The organism is Butyricicoccus sp. AF18-9LB (genome assembly GCF_027684505.1).
In the GTDB taxonomy this organism is placed as follows: Bacteria; Bacillota; Clostridia; order Oscillospirales; family Butyricicoccaceae; genus Agathobaculum; species Agathobaculum butyriciproducens.
In genome coordinates, this window is the sequence record NZ_JAQCWA010000008.1 from 27225 (window position 1) to 42985 (window position 15761).

The window sequence follows — 15761 nt, forward strand, 5'->3', positions numbered from 1 at the left end:
GGCATGGCTGATGAGCCGAATTTCTATTCAGCGCGGAGATATTACCCAATGCACGACAGATGCGATCGTAAACGCTGCCAACACGTCCCTGCTGGGCGGCGGCGGTGTGGACGGTGCCATTCATCGTGCAGCAGGACCGGAGCTGCTGGCGGAATGCCGCACGCTCGGCGGCTGTCGGACTGGCGAAGCCAAAGCAACACGAGCATATCGTCTGCCATGTCGGTATGTCATTCATACGCCGGGACCGATCTGGCGCGGTGGACATGCGGGTGAGGCGGTACTGCTGGCAGGCTGCTATCAAAACTGCCTGCGCATTGCATCTGAATTAAATTGCAAAACCGTGGCGTTTCCGTCCATCAGCACCGGTGTGTATCGCTTTCCGCTGAATCGTGCCGCTGAAATCGCTATCCGTACGATTGAGGAATATCTTTCAACTCATGCAGAAATTGAGCAGGTAAGCATGATCTGCTTTGATGGAACCACGCTTTCGGCGTATCAAAACGCGCTTTCTGAACGGGAGGCTAACCATGTCTAAAAATCCGAATCAAAAGCTGAAGCTGCTGTATTTATACCAAATCCTGCTGCAGCGAACGGATGAGAACCATAAACTTACCACAGATGAACTGCGTGCGGCGCTCGAGCGCTGCGGAATTACCGCTGAGCGCAAAAGTATTTATTCGGACATCGAAGCACTCCAGAATTTTGGTCTGGATGTAATTTGTCAGAGAGGTACCGGCGGCGGCTATTACGTCGCGTCACGCGAATTTGAACTGCCCGAGCTCAAGCTGCTCGTGGATGCAATCCAGTGCTCCCGCTTTATCACCGAGAAAAAATCCAACGAGCTCATCGGCAAAATCGAGCACCTCACCAGTGACCATGAAGCGCATACGCTCCAGCGTCAGGTGTATGTTTCCGAACGTGTGAAAACGCTTAATGAGCAGATTTACTACAATATTGATGCGCTGCATGCGGCCATATCCAACGATGTCCAGATTACGTTTCACTATTTCAACTGGGTGCTGAATTTCTCTGCCAGTCCGCGCATTCAAAAGCAGTACCGCCGAGATGGTGCGCGCTACCGCGTCAGTCCGTGGGCACTGACGTGGGACAATGAAAATTACTATCTGATTGCCTTCGATCACGATGCCGGTGAAATCCGCCACTACCGCGTAGATAAGATGGATTCACTTGTGCAGACCGACCTGCCTCGTGAGGGTAAACAGCTGTTCGATGATCGGTTTGACGCGGCAGCCTACTCCCGTAAGGTGTTCGGCATGTTCTCCGGCGAGGAGAAAACCGTGAAGCTGAAATGCCTGAACCGCTTTATCGGTGTCATGCTCGACCGCTTCGGCAGCAGTCTGCGTCTGTTTCCGGCGGATAACGAACATTTTTATCTGGATGTGGATGTTGTCGTCAGTCCGCAGTTTTTTTCCTGGGTGTTCAGTCTGGAAGGCGATGTGCGCATTGTAAACCCGCCGGAGGTCTGCGAAGCGTTTGAAAAGCAGATTCACAAATTCATAGACTAAGTACCGTTTAACGTACTTTCCTTTTGTTATACTATGTACAACAAAAGGAAAGGGGATGCGCAAGATGAACTGCACTCTCGAATATGTAAACGGACACATTGAAGTATATGACGGAACCGGCGCGTTTCTTTTCTCTGCCGACACCAAGCAGGAGGCGCTTGAAGAACTCGAAGACGCCGCTTAATTTCGTAAAAAAGAGACTGTATCGGTGATACAGTCTCTTTTTCTTATCTTATACGCCAAATACGGAATCCGCATAATGCACGGTTGCCATAGCGTCCTTCGCGTAGCAGTCCGCGCCGATGGAATCTGCGTATTCCTGTGTGAGCACGGCACCGCCGACAACGACCTTGGTGCCCGGCTTTTTCTCACGCAGCTGTTTAATGGTCTCTTCCATGCTGACAACCGTTGTCGTCATCAGCGCACTCAGGCCGACCACTGGAACATCTTCCTTGATAGCGGTATCAACGATCACCTCGGGCGGAACGTCCTTGCCGAGGTCGAGCACCTGATAGGCGTAGTTTTCCAGCAGAACCTTGACAATATTCTTGCCGATATCGTGAATATCTCCCTTGACGGTCGCAAGAATAATTTTGCCCTTGATCTGCTGGCTCTCGCCCTTCATCGCGTCCTTTACGACCTCGAAAGCCGCCTTGGCTGCTTCTGCGCTCATGAGCAGCTGCGGCAGGAACACGGTGCCCTTCTCGAAGCCCTTGCCGACGCGGTCAAGCGCCGGAATCAGCTCGTTGTTGACAACCTCGAGCGGCGGAACCGTCTGCAGCATTTCCTTTGCCGCGTCGATCGCACGTTCACGCAGGCCGCGTTCAATGCTCTCCGCAAGCGGCATCGCCGTGCCGCCTGCTGCCGCAGGAGCCGCTGCCGGCTGGTTGCCGTAGGCCGCAATGTAGCCCGCGCACTGCTCATCCAGGTTGGCCAGCGCCAGATAGGAACGATACGATTTCATCATCGCCTCGTTATTCGGGTTGATGATCGCGCAGGACAGACCGCTCTGCATCGCCATTGTGAAGAAGTTCGAGTTGACAATCTCACGCTGCGGCAGACCGAACGAAATGTTCGATACGCCGAGAATCGAGTGACCGTGCAGCTCATCACGAATGCGGCGCAGCGTTTCAAGCGTTACGAGAGCCGAACCGCTGTCCGACGAAATGGTCATCGCCAGACCGTCAATCACGATATCCTCATGCGGAATACCGTATTTCTCCGCTGCATCGTAAATCTTCTTTGCAATCCGGATGCGGCCCTCTGCCGTGGACGGAATGCCGTTTTCATCCAGTGCCAGACCAACAACAACACCGCCGTACTTGCGTACAAGCGGGAACACGGCTTCCATGCTTTCCATCTTGCCGCTGACCGAATTGATCATCGGCTTGCCGTTGTACAGACGCATGCCGCGCTCCATTGCGATGGTATCCGAGGTATCAATCTGCAGCGGCAGCGCGATAACACTCTGCAGGCGCGTAACAACGCGCTCCATCATCACGGGTTCGTCGATTTCGGGCAGACCGACGTTGACATCAAGAATATGTGCGCCGCTGTCCTCCTGCGCCATGCCTTCACCGAGGATGTACTCGATGTTATTCTCGCGCAGAGCTGCCTTGAATTTGCTCTTGCCGGTCGGGTTGATACGCTCACCAATGATAACCGGCTTCGGACCGATCTCCACGGCCTGCGAGAACGAGGAGACCACCGTACGGCGCTTGGCCACCGGCGGTCGGAACGGTACCTTACGGCACTTTTCGATGGTCAGCCGCAGATGCTCCGGCGTAGTGCCGCAGCAGCCGCCAAGTGCCTGCACGCCCATGCCTGCGATTTCTTCCATCAGGTCGGAAAACTCAGCAGGCGCGATATCGAATACCGTCTTGCCGTTTTCGCTGCGCGGCAGACCGGCATTCGGGTTGACGATGATCGGCAGTGAGCTGACCTGCGTCAGACGCTCGATGATCGGGTGCATCTGCTTCGGACCAAGACCGCAGTTAACGCCGAGCGCGTCTACGCGCAAGCCCTCGAGCATGGAAACCGTGGAATCCACCGTGCCGCCTGTCAGCAGCTTGCCTTTTTCATCGAAAATCAGCGTTACGAGCACCGGCAGGTCGCAGTTTTCCTTGGCAGCCAGCACAGCCGCCTTGGCCTCGTAGCTGTCGCTCATAGTTTCGATGAGCACGAGGTCTGCGCCCGCCGCCGCACCGATGCGAATGGTTTCTCCGAACAGCTCGACCGCCCGTTCAAACGGCAGGTCGCCCATCGGCTGGAGCAGCTTGCCGGTCGGGCCGATGTCAAGCGCGATATAGGCATCCTCTCGGCCTGCCTGCTGACGCGCGGTTTTTGCATGCGAAACTGCAGCTTGTACGATTTCCTGCAGGTTATCCGGATATTTAAGGGCATTTGCACCGAAAGTGTTGGTGTTCACCACATCACAGCCAGCTTCAAAGTAGCTGCGGTTCAGCGCAATAATCTCATCCGGATGGGACAGATTCCATGTTTCCGGCAGTTCACCGGCTTTTAAGCCGTGCTCCTGCAGGATGGTGCCCATGCCGCCATCGAAAAATACCCATTCTTTTCCCAGTCGTTCGGTCAGTTTCATTCTTTTCATCTCCTGTAAGTGCAATCCGTCTTGCCGCATTCCTCACAGCCCTTGCGGTGACACGGCTGCGGTGTTTCAGACAGACCGATTACCGCCGTTACCGACTTGATAGGTGCCAGAAGACAGCTTTCGGTCACGGTCAAGCCAATCTTGCGCGGCGTATCCAGCAGGCGGCTGAAATCCCGCTGGTGTGCGATCGGAAAATCGCCGTAGCCAGGACTGAACCGCGGGCGGCAGTACATGCCGCGCTGAGCGGCTTCCTGCCGGATGCATTCGTTGACCTCATCGCAATAGGTCTCGACCATGGCCGCTGCCGCCGCCTGATAGATCACCGCGTCGCTCATCCGGACTGCAGACGCGCGGGCAATCAGGCGATCCGGTCCGATGCCGAGCGTTGCTGCCATCAGACAGACCTCGCTGCAGCCCTGCAGATTACGTGCCAGATTTTTGCTGTGAATTTGTACATCTGCGATCTCGAGCGTTTGCGCGTCAATATGCTGCAGCGGAAACACGCGGAAGATCGACTTGGGTTCCGCCGCCTGCTGCAGTGCTTCACCGCATCGTGTCAGGCTGGCCTGCACAGCCTCATCCGGCTGCGTGCCGTGATAACCCATGTAGCGGATGGCTTCCGATCTGTCCAGTTCAATCACTTGAGAATCTCCGACAGGCTGGACTGAATGCCTGCGGCAATTTCCGGCTTGTTCATCGAGTAAACATGGATATGGTTGACGCCGTTTGCAATCAGGTCGATGATCTGCTCGGTCGCGTAGATAACGCCTGCCTGCTTCATAGCCGCCGGATTGTCGCCGAAACGGTCAACGATGGCCTTGAAGCGTTCGGGCAGGTAGGTGCCGGACATGGAAGTGATACGCTTGATCTGCTTGACATTCGTCACCGGCATAATGCCCGCAACAACCGGAACCGTAATACCCTTTTCTCGAATGCGATACAGGAAGTTGTACATGATGTTGTTATCAAAGAACATCTGCGTAGTCAGAAATTCACAGCCTGCGTCTACTTTTTCCTTGAGGTGCAGAATATCCTCGGTTTTATTGGCTGCCTCAACGTGACCCTCCGGGTAGCAGGCGCCGCCGACGCAGAAATCGCCCTGCGACTTGATATCGCGTACCAGCTCAGCGGCATAGTGGTAGTCAGAATGCGGAGCACCGCCCTCCGGAATATCACCGCGCAGTGCAAGAATGTTCTCGATACCGGCATCCTTATACTTTTTTACCATCGCTGCAACGTGCTCACGGGTAGACGAAACACAGGTCAGATGGGTCAGAACGGTAACATCATACTTCTTCTTGAGATCTGCCGCGATGTTGACAGTGTGTTCGCTCGTGCCGCCGCCTGCACCGTATGTAACGCTCATAAAGTCCGGACGCAATGCCGCAATTTCCTGCGTTGCGTGTGCGACAGACTCATAGCTGCTGTTGGTCTTGGGCGGGAATACCTCAAAAGAAAGGGTTACTTTGTCCTGATTCAAAAGTTGAGAAACCTTCATATTGCATCTCCTATGTTTCTACTTGTATTTCTGTTTAATAAAAGACACGATTTTGATCCGCGCGAAAATTCTATACGTTCCAAAGCCGTAGTGTTTATTATATCACATTTCCCTACTTTATTTCCAGACAAAAATACGATATAATATACCGTATCGGAGGGATTATTTTGACCGATATGCTTAAGAACTGTCAGCTGTGTCCGCGTGCCTGCGGCGCAGACCGTACAAAGAACCGCGGAGCCTGCGGTGCAGGCGTTGAAATCGAAGCCGCACGCGCGTCGCTGCATATGTGGGAGGAGCCACCGATTTCGGGTACAAATGGCTCGGGCACGGTGTTTTTCTCTCATTGCTCGCTCGGCTGTGTGTTCTGCCAAAACCGCAAGATCAGCCGCAGAGAGGCCGAGGGACAGAACATTACGGCAGATGCACTGGCGAAAACCTTTCTCTCTCTGGAGAAAAAAGGTGCGCATAACATCAACCTTGTTACCGGCGCCCATTATGTGCCGCAAATTATCGAAGCACTGCAAATTGCCAGAAAACAGGGACTTTCGCTTCCTATTGTATACAATTCCAGCGGATATGAGCAAGTGGAAACGCTGCAGCTGCTCGATGGTCACATTGACATCTATCTGCCGGATTACAAGTATTACAGCAGCTACTACGCAGGTCTGTACTCGCATGCGGAGGATTACCGTGAGTTTGCCGTTCCGGCTATTGATGAAATGGTGCGCCAGACAGGTGCACCGCAGTTTGATAAAAATGGCCTGCTGAAGCGCGGCACGGTCATCCGGCATTTGATGCTGCCCGGACTGGCCGGCGACACCGCGCAGGTACTTCGGGATATCGCCTCTCGATGGGGCGACAGCGTGCTTGTCAGTCTTATGCGGCAGTACACGCCGTTTGATATGCATGATTATCCCGAGCTTGACCGCACCATCACCGCAGAGGAGTACGCAGATGCCTGTACGCTGTTCGGTGAGCTTGGACTCGGCGGCTTTTTTCAGCAAGATGAATCCATCAGCGAGAGCTTTATTCCCGCCTTTGACGGCACAGGATTGGAGGAAAACTAACATGAAAACCGTTCTCAGCATTGCAGGCACCGACCCGACCGGCGGCGCAGGTATTCAGACCGACCTGAAAACCTTTGAAGCCTTCGGCGTGTATGGCATGGCCGTTATCACTGTCGTGTGTGCACAAAATACCACTGGTGTATTCGGTCTGCAGCCGGTTTCCGCTGAACTGGTTGGCAAACAGATTGACTGTGTGTTTGACGATATTTGCCCGGATGCCGTCAAGGTCGGCATGCTGTATGACGCAGAGATTATTCACACAGTAGCGGAGCGCTTGAAGGCGTACCACGCCCAAAATATCGTACTCGATCCGGTGATGATGTCCTCAAGCGGTACCGCGCTGCTGCATCACGATGCGGCAAAGGTTCTGCAGGAGGAGCTGTTCCCGCTGTGTACCTTGGTAACGCCTAATCTGCATGAGGCAGCCGCTGTCTGCAGCCATAACATCACCAACCGTGAAGATATGGAGCAGGCGGCACGCGAAATCGTCGGCAAGACCGGCGGCGCTGTTCTGGTCAAGGGCGGTCATCTGGCAGACTGCGCAGATGATCTGCTGTTTGACGGCACAGAAATGCACTGGCTTCCCGCGCCGCGTATTGACAACCCGAACACACACGGTACCGGCTGCACGCTATCCAGTGCAATCGCATGCGGACTGGCACAGGGCGTGTCGCTCATCGGCAGCGTCAAGCGAGCCAAGCGATATCTGACCGCCTGCATTGACTTCAAACTGGATCTTGGTCACGGTTCCGGTCCGCTGCAGCACCGCATTGCGGATTGGGAGAACCGGCATGCGTGAACTGCGGTGCATTCCCGACGCAGGCCAAGCATTTCAATTTTTCAAAATGTAAGCAGGAAAAAGTGCAAAGAATACAGGGACAAAAGGCTGAAAAAGGCTTCTTGTCCCTGCACTCATTTACACTGCACCGGTGTTGTTTTACACCTTAATCTAAAGCAAAAAGGCGAGTAAGCAAACCCCATTCGGAGAAACTTACTCGTCTTTTCTTGCGCGCTGTTTTCAGCGCGCCCCATGTTTTATCCGTTTGCGGTGCTGCTCCATGCCTGATGCAGATCAGGGAACGGAGCAAGTGCACGATCGAGAATGCCGTGCATATGAGCGATGGCAATGCCATAGTTGGTCATCGGCACATTCCGCTCGGCGCTGTGCCGCAGACGATACTGCATTTCCCGCTCGTTCAGCATGCAGCCGCCGCAGTGCACGACAAGTGCGTACTTGCTCACGTCCTCAGGAAACTCATTACCCGCGGTAAACGAGAACTGCACATCCTTACCGGTAAATCTGCGAATCCAGTTCGGCAGTTTTTCCGTGCCGATATCGCCGCACTGGCGGTGATGCGTGCAGCCTTCGGAGATGAGCACAGTATCGCCATCCTGCAAAGAATTCAACTGTGCAGCACCGAGAATCGCCTGCCGCAGATTGCCTTTGTATCGGGCAAACAGGATGGAGAACGAGGTCAGCCGGACATTTTTCGGCACCAGCTTGTCCACAATGCCGAACGCCTGCGAGTCCGTGATAACCAGCCGCGGCGGCTCACGCAAGGATTCCAGCGTGCGGGTCAGCTCGGTTTCACGGGTGACAAGCGAAATTGCGCCTGCTTCCAGAATATCGCGGATGGTCTGCTGCTGCGGCAGGATCAGCCGGCCTTTCGGTGCAGCTGAGTCGATCGGCACGACCAGTACGACTGTGTCATTCGGCGCAAGCAGGTCAGCAACCAGACGTTTTTCCGGCTCGGTCGGCTTGACGGCTCGTGCGATCAGTTCCTTGAGTTCACGGATGTTGCTGTCGGCTGCTGCGCTGACGTAAATCTCGTTTTCCGGCATAGCGACAGGAACCGAAGTCAAATCCGCCTTGTTGTGCGCGATGACAAACGGAATCTCCCGCTTGCGGAACAGCTCGATAAGCTCCTGCTCGGCAGGCTGCAAACCACGCGTGCTGTCCGTGACAAGAACCGCAATATCCGTCTTTTCCAGCACGCGGAGCGCCCGGCGGACACGTTCCTCACCGAGCGTGCCCTCATCATCAATGCCCGGCGTGTCGATGATAACCACCGGACCGATAGGGAGGAGTTCCATCGCTTTCTGCACCGGATCAGTCGTAGTGCCCTTAATATCGGACACGATGGACAGCGTTTGTCCGGTCACACGGTTCACCACGCTGGATTTGCCCGCATTGCGCAGACCGAAAAAGCCGATGTGTACACGCTCGCCGGAGGGCTGTGCGTTCAGTCCCATAGGAAACCCTCCTTAGAAGCGGAAATCACGGCGGTTGGAGCTGCAGATATCCTTGATATGCTCGGCTGCAATTTCGCGTACCTTATCGCGCGGGATTTTTTTAAGTTCCTCCTGAATCAGCTCCATGCCGACGCGCTTGGTGTCCTCGCTTGCGTAATCGACCAGATACTCCGCGAGTGTCATCAATGCGTTCGGGTGGCAGCAGTTGAGGATCTGGCCGCTCTTGCACAGGCTCATGAAACGGTCGCCGGTGCGCCCCTCACGGTAGCAGGCGGTGCAGAACGACGGAATAAACCCAAGCTGCATGAGCCAGTGAACAACCTCATCGAGCGAGCGCTGATCGGATACATCAAACTGCTCAGAGTCGTGCGGACGCTCCTCTTCCTCGTAGCCGCCGACCGAGGTACGGGAAGCACCGCTGATCTGCGAAATGCCCAGACCAAGTGCCCTCTCACGCACCTGCTGGCTCTCGCGGGTGGAGATGATCATGCCGGTGTACGGCACGGCAATGCGGATGCACGCGATAACCTTTGCAAACAGCTCGTCGCTCAGGCCGTTGTCGAATACGTTCGGATCGATATCGTCCGCGCGCTTGATACGCGGTACGCTGATAGTATGCGGGCCAACGCCGTGTACAGCCTCCAGATGCTCGGCGTGCATGAGCAGACCGGCAAACTCGTACTTGTACATTTCCAGACCGAACAGAACACCCAGACCAACGTCATCAATGCCGCCGTCCATCGCGCGATCCATTGCTTCGGTGTGGTAGTCGTAATCGTGCTTCGGACCTGCCGGATGCAGCTTGAGGTAGCTCTGCTTGTGGTAGGTCTCCTGAAACAGAATGTAAGTGCCGATGCCGGCGTCCTTCAGCTTGCGGTAATTCTCGACTGTGGTCGCCGCAATGTTGACGTTGACACGTCGAATTGCACCGTTTTTATGCTTAATGGAGTAGATGGTGTTGATGCACTCGAGAATGTACTCGATCGGGTTGTTGACCGGGTCCTCACCGGCCTCGATGGCAAGGCGCTTGTGCCCCATATCCTGCAGTGCGATAACCTCGCGGGCAACCTCTTCCTGCGTCAGCTTTTTGCGGGTGATATGGCGGTTTTTTGCGTGATACGGACAGTAAACACAGCCGTTTACGCAGTAATTCGACAGATACAGCGGTGCAAACATAACAATACGGTTGCCGTAGAACGCCAGCTTGATCTCCTCGGCCAGCTGATACATCTCCTCGATCTTCTCGGGGATATCGCAGGCCAGCAGCACGGAGGCTTCGCGATGCGTCAGACCGGCACAGTGTACGCCGGTAGCCGTTTTCTGCGGACGGGCCTTTTCCAGAATGCTGTCGATCAGCTCGATGTTGTGTTTGTTCTCCTCGGCGTATTTCAGCGTTTCAAGGATTTCCTCATGGTTGATAAACTCCTCTGCATGGAGTGATTTCGGGTTGTACTGAGCCATTTTTTCGTTTTCCTTTCTTATCTTGCGGTCAGAGGATTACTCTTTCCGTCAGAGTCCCTTAAAATGTATCACTTATCGGATAATATCTCCGCGTGCGGTAACAATCCGGCAGCCGACCGATGCCACACGGCGCGACAGGCAGCCGATGCACTGTGCAGCCTCCTCACCGGTACATAGTTTGCCGTCGTACAGTGCATATTTTTTTCGCACCCCAAGCGGAGACAGATTGGGCATCACTACGTTTGCACCAGCCTGCAGTCCGCGCTCGCGGCCGTCCGGCCGGATGGTGCCGAGCGCCGTTGTAGCGGGCAGCAGCAAATTCGGTTGGATCAGCCGCAGCAGTGACAGCAGATACACTGTCTGCTCACACGTTCCGGCCGGAAAATCGCGGAACGGTGTGTCCTTCTGCGGAATAAACGGGCCGATACCGCACATCTCCGGCCGAAATTTTTCGATGAACTTTAAGTCCTCAGCGAGTGTTCGTGCCGTCTGATACGGCGAGCCGACCATAAAGCCGCAGCCGGTCTGGTAGCCGATGTCTTTCAAATCACGAAGGCAGCGCATACGGTTGTCAAACGACATCTGCGCCGGATGCAGCTTTTCATAATGTGCCTTATCGGCGGTTTCGTGACGGAGCAGATAACGGTCCGCGCCAGCATCGAACATCGCCTGATAGGCTTCACGAGGGAACTCTCCGAGCGACAGCGTTACTGCACAGTCCGGAAACTCGGCTTTGATCTGTCGTACCAGATGGCAAACCACATCGACTGAGAATGCGCTGTCCTCGCCGCCCTGCATGACAAAAGTGCGGAAGCCGAGCACATAGCCTTCCCGGGCACAGTCCAGTATCTGCGCCTCGCTCAGTCGATAGCGGTCACACGCAGGATTGGAACGCCGGATACCGCAGTAATAGCAGTCGTTGCGGCAGATATTGCCGATTTCGATCAGTCCTCGAATGTACACATCCGTACCATATACCTGTTTTCGTAAGGCAACCGCTTTCTCTGCGGCATAGGCTGCCAGTTCATCGCTCTGGTTTTCGATTAGATATTCGTATTCCTCTATTGACAGGCTGTGCTGCGCTTCCAGCCGGTCAATGAGCTGCTTCGCCTTATTCATCGCTCTGCACATTGGAGTACGCGGTCTTGACGCTGATGCCGTCCAGATTGCCGATTTTGCCGGACAAAGCCGAAATCACATCCTGCGGCGCATCAATGGCGATGGACACAATGTTGATATTGCGCGCTCGATAGGGAATACCCATGCGCCCGATGATATAGCTGCCGTACTCATGCAGCAGGGTATTGAGCCGTTCCACAGAATCCGTGTTCTCTACCACGATTCCCATTACGGCAACTCTTGTTTGCATAAAAACACCTCGGAACAAAAAATAACTGCGTCCTCTGAAAGACGCAGTCCGATACAGATATAAACGGCGCTTCCGTGCAGGAAACGCTGCAATACGATATGGACGGCTCCTTTCATGCAGAATCTGCGGACGCAGAGGCTTACTGTCAGGATCGCTACATCTATTATAGAGGATAGTCGGCAGACCCGCAAGCAAAACCGACGATTTTATGCAAAGAATTATTTTCGCAAAAATATGTATGATATTTTTGTCGAATTTTATCCTTCCAAATCTATATCTTGTATGGTACAATGCAATAGCGGCACATGATATATGGGTATGCACTTTTACGCTTTGCCTGTAAACAGCAGTGCTTTTTTGTTCGCTTTTTATCGGACAATATGATATAATGATGAACATATGAAATTTAGAGAGGAAGAACAACACATGGTTCGAGTTGTCAAAAAGGATCACACCAAAGAACCGTTTAACATCCAGAAGGTTGTTATCGCCGTTAATAAGTCGGCAAACCGTGTCCTCTACAACTTTACAGAGGATGAGTTGAAGTCGATCTGCAATCATGTCGAGGGTTATATCCGTGACCATCACATGACCGAGATTCAGATCTGGCAAATGCACAACATCGTTGAGTCTGCACTTGAGTCGGTGCAGCCGGAGGTTGCCAAAAGCTACCGCGACTACCGCAACTATAAGCAGGATTTTGTCGGCATGCTGGACAGCGTATACCAGAAAAGCCAGTCCATCATGTATATCGGCGATAAGGAAAATTCCAACACGGATTCCGCGCTGGTCTCCACTAAGCGCAGCCTGATCTTCAATCAGCTCAACAAGGAGCTGTACCAGAAGTTCTTTATGAACACCGAGGAACTGCAGGCCTGTCGGGACGGCTACATTTACGTCCACGATATGTCGGCACGCCGCGATACCATGAACTGCTGCCTGTTTGATGTAGCGAGTGTCCTCAAGGACGGCTTTGAGATGGGCAATCTGTGGTACAACGAGCCAAAAACACTTAATGTTGCATTTGACGTGATCGGTGATATCGTGCTTTCCGCTGCAAGTCAGCAGTACGGCGGCTTTACCGTGCCGTCGGTCGATCTGCTGCTCGAGCCGTATGCCGAGCGCAGCTACAAAATGCTGACCGAGAAGTATACTCGTCTGGGACTGGATGCTGATACGGTCGAGAAGGAAGTTATGGCGGACATTCTCAACGACTTTGAGCAGGGCTTCCAGGGCTGGGAGTACAAGTTCAACACGGTAGCATCCAGCCGCGGCGACTATCCGTTCATCACCATGACAATGGGAACCGGCACTGGTCGTTTTGCCAAGCTGGCCTCCATTACCATGCTGAATGTACGCCGCAAGGGGCAGGGCAAAAAAGGCCAGAAAAAGCCGGTCCTGTTCCCGAAGATCGTATTCCTGTACGATGAGAACCTGCACGGTCCCGGCAAGCTGCTTGAGGATGTATTTGAAGCCGGTATCCTGTGCTCGTCCCGTGCAATGTATCCGGACTGGCTGTCGCTGACCGGTGAAGGCTATGTGCCGAGCATGTATAAGAAGTACGGCGCGATCATCAGTCCGATGGGCTGCCGCGCGTTCCTGTCTCCGTGGTACGAGCGCGGAGGCATGAAGCCCGCTGATGAGAGCGACAAGCCGGTATTTGTCGGCCGCTGGAACATTGGCGCGGTATCGCTGCACCTGCCGATGATCTACGCTAAGGCACAGCAGGAGAGCCGTCCGTTCCGCGAGGTGCTGGACTACTATCTGGAGCTTATCCGCAAGCTGCACATCCGCACCTATGCATACCTGGGGGAGATGCGTGCATCTACCAATCCGTTGGCGTACTGCGAGGGCGGCTTCTACGGCGGGCATCTCAAGCCGTCGGACAAGATTAAGCCGATCATGAAAACCGCTACTGCGTCGTTCGGCATTACTGCACTCAACGAGCTGCAGGAACTGTACAACGGTAAATCGCTTGCCGAGGACGGTCAGTTTGCCCTCGAAACACTGCAGTATATCAACGATAAGGTCGAGCAGTTCAAGAACGAGGACGGCAATCTGTATGCTATCTACGGTACACCGGCAGAGAGTCTGTGCGGTTTGCAGGTCGAGCAGTTCCGCAAGAAATACGGCATCATCGAGGGCGTTTCCGATCGTCCGTATGTCTCCAACAGCTTCCACTGCCACGTTACCGAGGACCTGACACCGATTCAGAAGCAGGATCTTGAGGGGCGTTTCTGGAATCTGTGCAACGGCGGCAAGATCCAGTATGTCAAGTACCCGATTGACTACAACCATGAGGCGATTCGCTCTCTGGTGCGCCGCGCCATGGCAAAGGGCTTCTATGAGGGTGTCAATCTGTCACTCGCGTACTGCGATGACTGCGGTCATGAGGAGCTGTCTATGGATGTCTGCCCGAAGTGCGGCAGCCGCAACCTTACCAAAATCGAGAGAATGAACGGCTATCTTTCCTACTCTCGCGTGAAGGGCGATACGCGCCTGAACGATGCCAAGATGGCCGAAATTGCTGAAAGAAAGAGTATGTAACACGAATGCAGTATCACAATATAACCAAGGACGATATGCTCAACGGCGACGGCCTGCGTGTTGTGCTGTGGGTGGCCGGCTGCGGACATGCCTGTCCCGGCTGTCACAACCCCATCACATGGGATGCGGAAGGCGGTCTGCTGTTTGATCAGGCAGCAAAGAATGAGCTGTTCACCGAGCTCGGCAAGGACTATATCTCCGGCATTACGTTTTCCGGCGGCGATCCGCTTTTCCCCGGCAACCGTGAGGAGGTCAGCGAGCTGTGCCGCGAGATTCGGCAGAAGTTTCCGGACAAGACCATCTGGCTGTACACCGGCTATCGCTGGGAGGAAATCAAGTGGCTGCCGTTTCTCGATCAGATTGACGTGCTGATCGACGGTCGTTTTGTACAGGTGCAGGCCGATCCGCAGCTTCACTGGTGCGGCAGTGCCAACCAGCGCGTGATCGATGTTCCGCGCACGCTTGCGGCTAACAGTATCGTCCTGCATGACGATAAGTAAAAAGGAGTGCTGAATTATGCAACAGATCGCACAGTTTTTCAAGGTATCCGAGGAACAGTTTGTCCGTGACTGGTGCGCGGCTACCCGCCGCAGCGCGGATGAGGCCAAGAAGGTCTATCAGAACATCCGGCTGCCGCGCCGCGCGACCAAAGGCTCTGCCGGCTATGATTTTTTTGCGCCGGAAAGCTTTACGCTTGTTCCGCATGAGACCATCCTTATTCCGACCGGTATCCGCGTTATGATCGAGGACGGCTGGGTGCTGAGCCTGTACCCGCGTTCCGGTCTGGGCTTCCGTCACCGTCTGCAGCTTGACAATACGGTTGGCATTATCGACAGCGACTACTTTGAGGCTAAAAATGAAGGACACATTCTCATTAAGATGACCAGCGACGATCACAAGGGCAAAACCCTCTCGGTTGCCGCAGGCGACGGCTTTGCACAGGGTATTTTCCTGCCGTTCGGTATCACCGTGGACGATGAGGCTGACGGTGAACGCACCGGTGGCTTCGGCAGCACGACTGAAAAGAAGTAACAATTCCATAAACAGCCAAAAGCGCATTCACAGAGATTTATCTGCGAATGCGCTTTTTCTTATGCCCTGTTTACATGAAACAGGCAGCACAGGATCCCGCGTAAGCACTTGGGACTTTTCCATACAACAACCTTCATCATGCCTTACCCTCCTTCAGCACTGCAGCAGGAACAGCCCTGCCGCGATCACTGCCAGTGCAATCAGCCACACCGGCAGACAGGATGGGAGCAGACTGCCCAGCAGCAAGCCTGTTCCAAACATAAATACGGCAAGACCGATCGCCTGACCACGGCAGAACATAGCGCATCACGCTCCTGTTACCAGTATAAGCAGCGAGGATGGAAAATGTGACAGCAAAGCGAAAACGATCTGCTCATATTTTACACAAGCGCTT

General features: G+C 54.2%; 15 protein-coding genes. 7 read left to right on the top strand and 8 right to left on the bottom strand.

Going from position 1 to position 15761, the window contains the following annotated elements; translation table 11 throughout:
• The first annotated feature begins 10 nt into the window (after positions 1-10).
• Positions 11-535: an O-acetyl-ADP-ribose deacetylase gene (locus PGY33_RS06690; protein ID WP_116704923.1), complete on the top strand. Its 525-nt coding sequence runs from the start codon at positions 11-13 to the stop codon at positions 533-535.
• Entirely contained in the window at positions 528-1526 is a 999-nt protein-coding gene (locus PGY33_RS06695; protein ID WP_118480049.1) for a helix-turn-helix transcriptional regulator, read from the top strand. The genes PGY33_RS06690 and PGY33_RS06695 overlap by 8 nt, the downstream gene beginning before the upstream one ends.
• Positions 1527-1758: 232 nt before the next feature.
• Here the strand turns inward: PGY33_RS06695 and PGY33_RS06700 are convergent, their stop codons facing one another.
• Genes PGY33_RS06700 through metF form a run of 3 tightly spaced genes read right to left on the bottom strand, consistent with a single transcriptional unit; the run spans position 1759 to position 5635 of the window.
• Positions 1759-4128 (bottom strand): homocysteine S-methyltransferase family protein, encoded by a 2370-nt coding sequence (locus tag PGY33_RS06700; RefSeq protein ID WP_270477836.1) that lies wholly within the window; start codon positions 4126-4128, stop codon positions 1759-1761.
• Between the two features lie 5 nt (positions 4129-4133).
• Entirely contained in the window at positions 4134-4778 is a 645-nt protein-coding gene (locus PGY33_RS06705; protein ID WP_270477837.1) for a vitamin B12 dependent-methionine synthase activation domain-containing protein, read from the bottom strand.
• Positions 4775-5635 carry a methylenetetrahydrofolate reductase [NAD(P)H] gene (gene metF, locus PGY33_RS06710; RefSeq protein ID WP_118359370.1) on the bottom strand — a complete coding sequence of 287 codons (861 nt, stop codon included), beginning with the start codon at positions 5633-5635 and terminating at the stop codon, positions 4775-4777. Before metF ends, PGY33_RS06705 begins: the two co-directional genes overlap by 4 nt.
• Before the next feature lie 176 nt (positions 5636-5811).
• Here metF and PGY33_RS06715 point away from each other — a divergent pair, with 176 nt between their 5' ends.
• Positions 5812-6705 carry a radical SAM protein gene (locus tag PGY33_RS06715; protein ID WP_199667436.1) on the top strand — a complete coding sequence of 298 codons (894 nt, stop codon included), beginning with the start codon at positions 5812-5814 and terminating at the stop codon, positions 6703-6705.
• 1 nt (position 6706) lies between these two features.
• Positions 6707-7504, top strand: a complete 798-nt coding sequence (thiD, locus tag PGY33_RS06720; RefSeq protein WP_118480057.1) for a bifunctional hydroxymethylpyrimidine kinase/phosphomethylpyrimidine kinase — start codon at positions 6707-6709, stop codon at positions 7502-7504.
• 236 nt (positions 7505-7740) lie between these two features.
• On the opposite strand, the gene hydF is transcribed toward thiD, so the two are convergent.
• The 4 genes from hydF to PGY33_RS06740 all read right to left on the bottom strand — a co-directional run bounded on the left by hydF (position 7741) and on the right by PGY33_RS06740 (position 11788).
• Positions 7741-8958 carry a [FeFe] hydrogenase H-cluster maturation GTPase HydF gene (gene hydF, locus PGY33_RS06725; protein WP_118480059.1) on the bottom strand — a complete coding sequence of 406 codons (1218 nt, stop codon included), beginning with the start codon at positions 8956-8958 and terminating at the stop codon, positions 7741-7743.
• Positions 8959-8970: 12 nt separating this feature from the next.
• Positions 8971-10419 (bottom strand): [FeFe] hydrogenase H-cluster radical SAM maturase HydG, encoded by a 1449-nt coding sequence (hydG, locus tag PGY33_RS06730; RefSeq protein ID WP_118480061.1) that lies wholly within the window; start codon positions 10417-10419, stop codon positions 8971-8973.
• A 72-nt stretch (positions 10420-10491) separates the two neighbouring features.
• Positions 10492-11538 (bottom strand): [FeFe] hydrogenase H-cluster radical SAM maturase HydE, encoded by a 1047-nt coding sequence (gene hydE, locus PGY33_RS06735; RefSeq protein WP_118480063.1) that lies wholly within the window; start codon positions 11536-11538, stop codon positions 10492-10494.
• A complete protein-coding gene (locus tag PGY33_RS06740) occupies positions 11531-11788 on the bottom strand; it encodes a TM1266 family iron-only hydrogenase system putative regulator (RefSeq protein WP_110436788.1) in 258 nt (85 codons plus the stop codon). Before PGY33_RS06740 ends, hydE begins: the two co-directional genes overlap by 8 nt.
• A 426-nt stretch (positions 11789-12214) precedes the next feature.
• Here PGY33_RS06740 and nrdD point away from each other — a divergent pair, with 426 nt between their 5' ends.
• Genes nrdD through PGY33_RS06755 form a run of 3 tightly spaced genes read left to right on the top strand, consistent with a single transcriptional unit; the run spans position 12215 to position 15367 of the window.
• A complete protein-coding gene (gene nrdD, locus PGY33_RS06745) occupies positions 12215-14335 on the top strand; it encodes an anaerobic ribonucleoside-triphosphate reductase (protein WP_118480065.1) in 2121 nt (706 codons plus the stop codon).
• 5 nt (positions 14336-14340) lie between these two features.
• Positions 14341-14835, top strand: a complete 495-nt coding sequence (gene nrdG / locus PGY33_RS06750; protein WP_270477841.1) for an anaerobic ribonucleoside-triphosphate reductase activating protein — start codon at positions 14341-14343, stop codon at positions 14833-14835.
• Between the two features lie 16 nt (positions 14836-14851).
• The gene (locus tag PGY33_RS06755) at positions 14852-15367 is read left to right on the top strand and encodes a deoxyuridine 5'-triphosphate nucleotidohydrolase (protein WP_118285774.1); all 516 of its coding nucleotides are present in this window, start codon (positions 14852-14854) and stop codon (positions 15365-15367) included.
• Between the two features lie 153 nt (positions 15368-15520).
• On the opposite strand, the gene PGY33_RS06760 is transcribed toward PGY33_RS06755, so the two are convergent.
• Positions 15521-15667, bottom strand: coding sequence for a hypothetical protein (locus PGY33_RS06760; protein WP_158557213.1), 147 nt, complete (start codon positions 15665-15667; stop codon positions 15521-15523).
• Positions 15668-15761 lie beyond the last annotated feature (94 nt).

Excerpts from the sequence above, each read along its gene's own strand:
- PGY33_RS06690 (WP_116704923.1), top strand. The coding sequence starts at position 11 with ATGAGCCGAATTTCTATTCAGCGCGGAGATATTACCCAATGCACGACA.
- nrdG (WP_270477841.1), top strand. The coding sequence starts at position 14,341 with ATGCAGTATCACAATATAACCAAGGACGATATGCTCAACGGCGACGGC.
- thiD (WP_118480057.1), top strand. The coding sequence starts at position 6,707 with ATGAAAACCGTTCTCAGCATTGCAGGCACCGACCCGACCGGCGGCGCA.
- hydE (WP_118480063.1), bottom strand. The coding sequence starts at position 11,538 with ATGAATAAGGCGAAGCAGCTCATTGACCGGCTGGAAGCGCAGCACAGC.
- PGY33_RS06755 (WP_118285774.1), top strand. The coding sequence starts at position 14,852 with ATGCAACAGATCGCACAGTTTTTCAAGGTATCCGAGGAACAGTTTGTC.
- nrdD (WP_118480065.1), top strand. The coding sequence starts at position 12,215 with ATGGTTCGAGTTGTCAAAAAGGATCACACCAAAGAACCGTTTAACATC.
- hydF (WP_118480059.1), bottom strand. The coding sequence starts at position 8,958 with ATGGGACTGAACGCACAGCCCTCCGGCGAGCGTGTACACATCGGCTTT.
- PGY33_RS06700 (WP_270477836.1), bottom strand. The coding sequence starts at position 4,128 with ATGAAACTGACCGAACGACTGGGAAAAGAATGGGTATTTTTCGATGGC.
- PGY33_RS06760 (WP_158557213.1), bottom strand. The coding sequence starts at position 15,667 with ATGTTCTGCCGTGGTCAGGCGATCGGTCTTGCCGTATTTATGTTTGGA.
- metF (WP_118359370.1), bottom strand. The coding sequence starts at position 5,635 with ATGAAGGTTTCTCAACTTTTGAATCAGGACAAAGTAACCCTTTCTTTT.
- PGY33_RS06695 (WP_118480049.1), top strand. The coding sequence starts at position 528 with ATGTCTAAAAATCCGAATCAAAAGCTGAAGCTGCTGTATTTATACCAA.
- PGY33_RS06715 (WP_199667436.1), top strand. The coding sequence starts at position 5,812 with ATGCTTAAGAACTGTCAGCTGTGTCCGCGTGCCTGCGGCGCAGACCGT.
- hydG (WP_118480061.1), bottom strand. The coding sequence starts at position 10,419 with ATGGCTCAGTACAACCCGAAATCACTCCATGCAGAGGAGTTTATCAAC.
- PGY33_RS06740 (WP_110436788.1), bottom strand. The coding sequence starts at position 11,788 with ATGCAAACAAGAGTTGCCGTAATGGGAATCGTGGTAGAGAACACGGAT.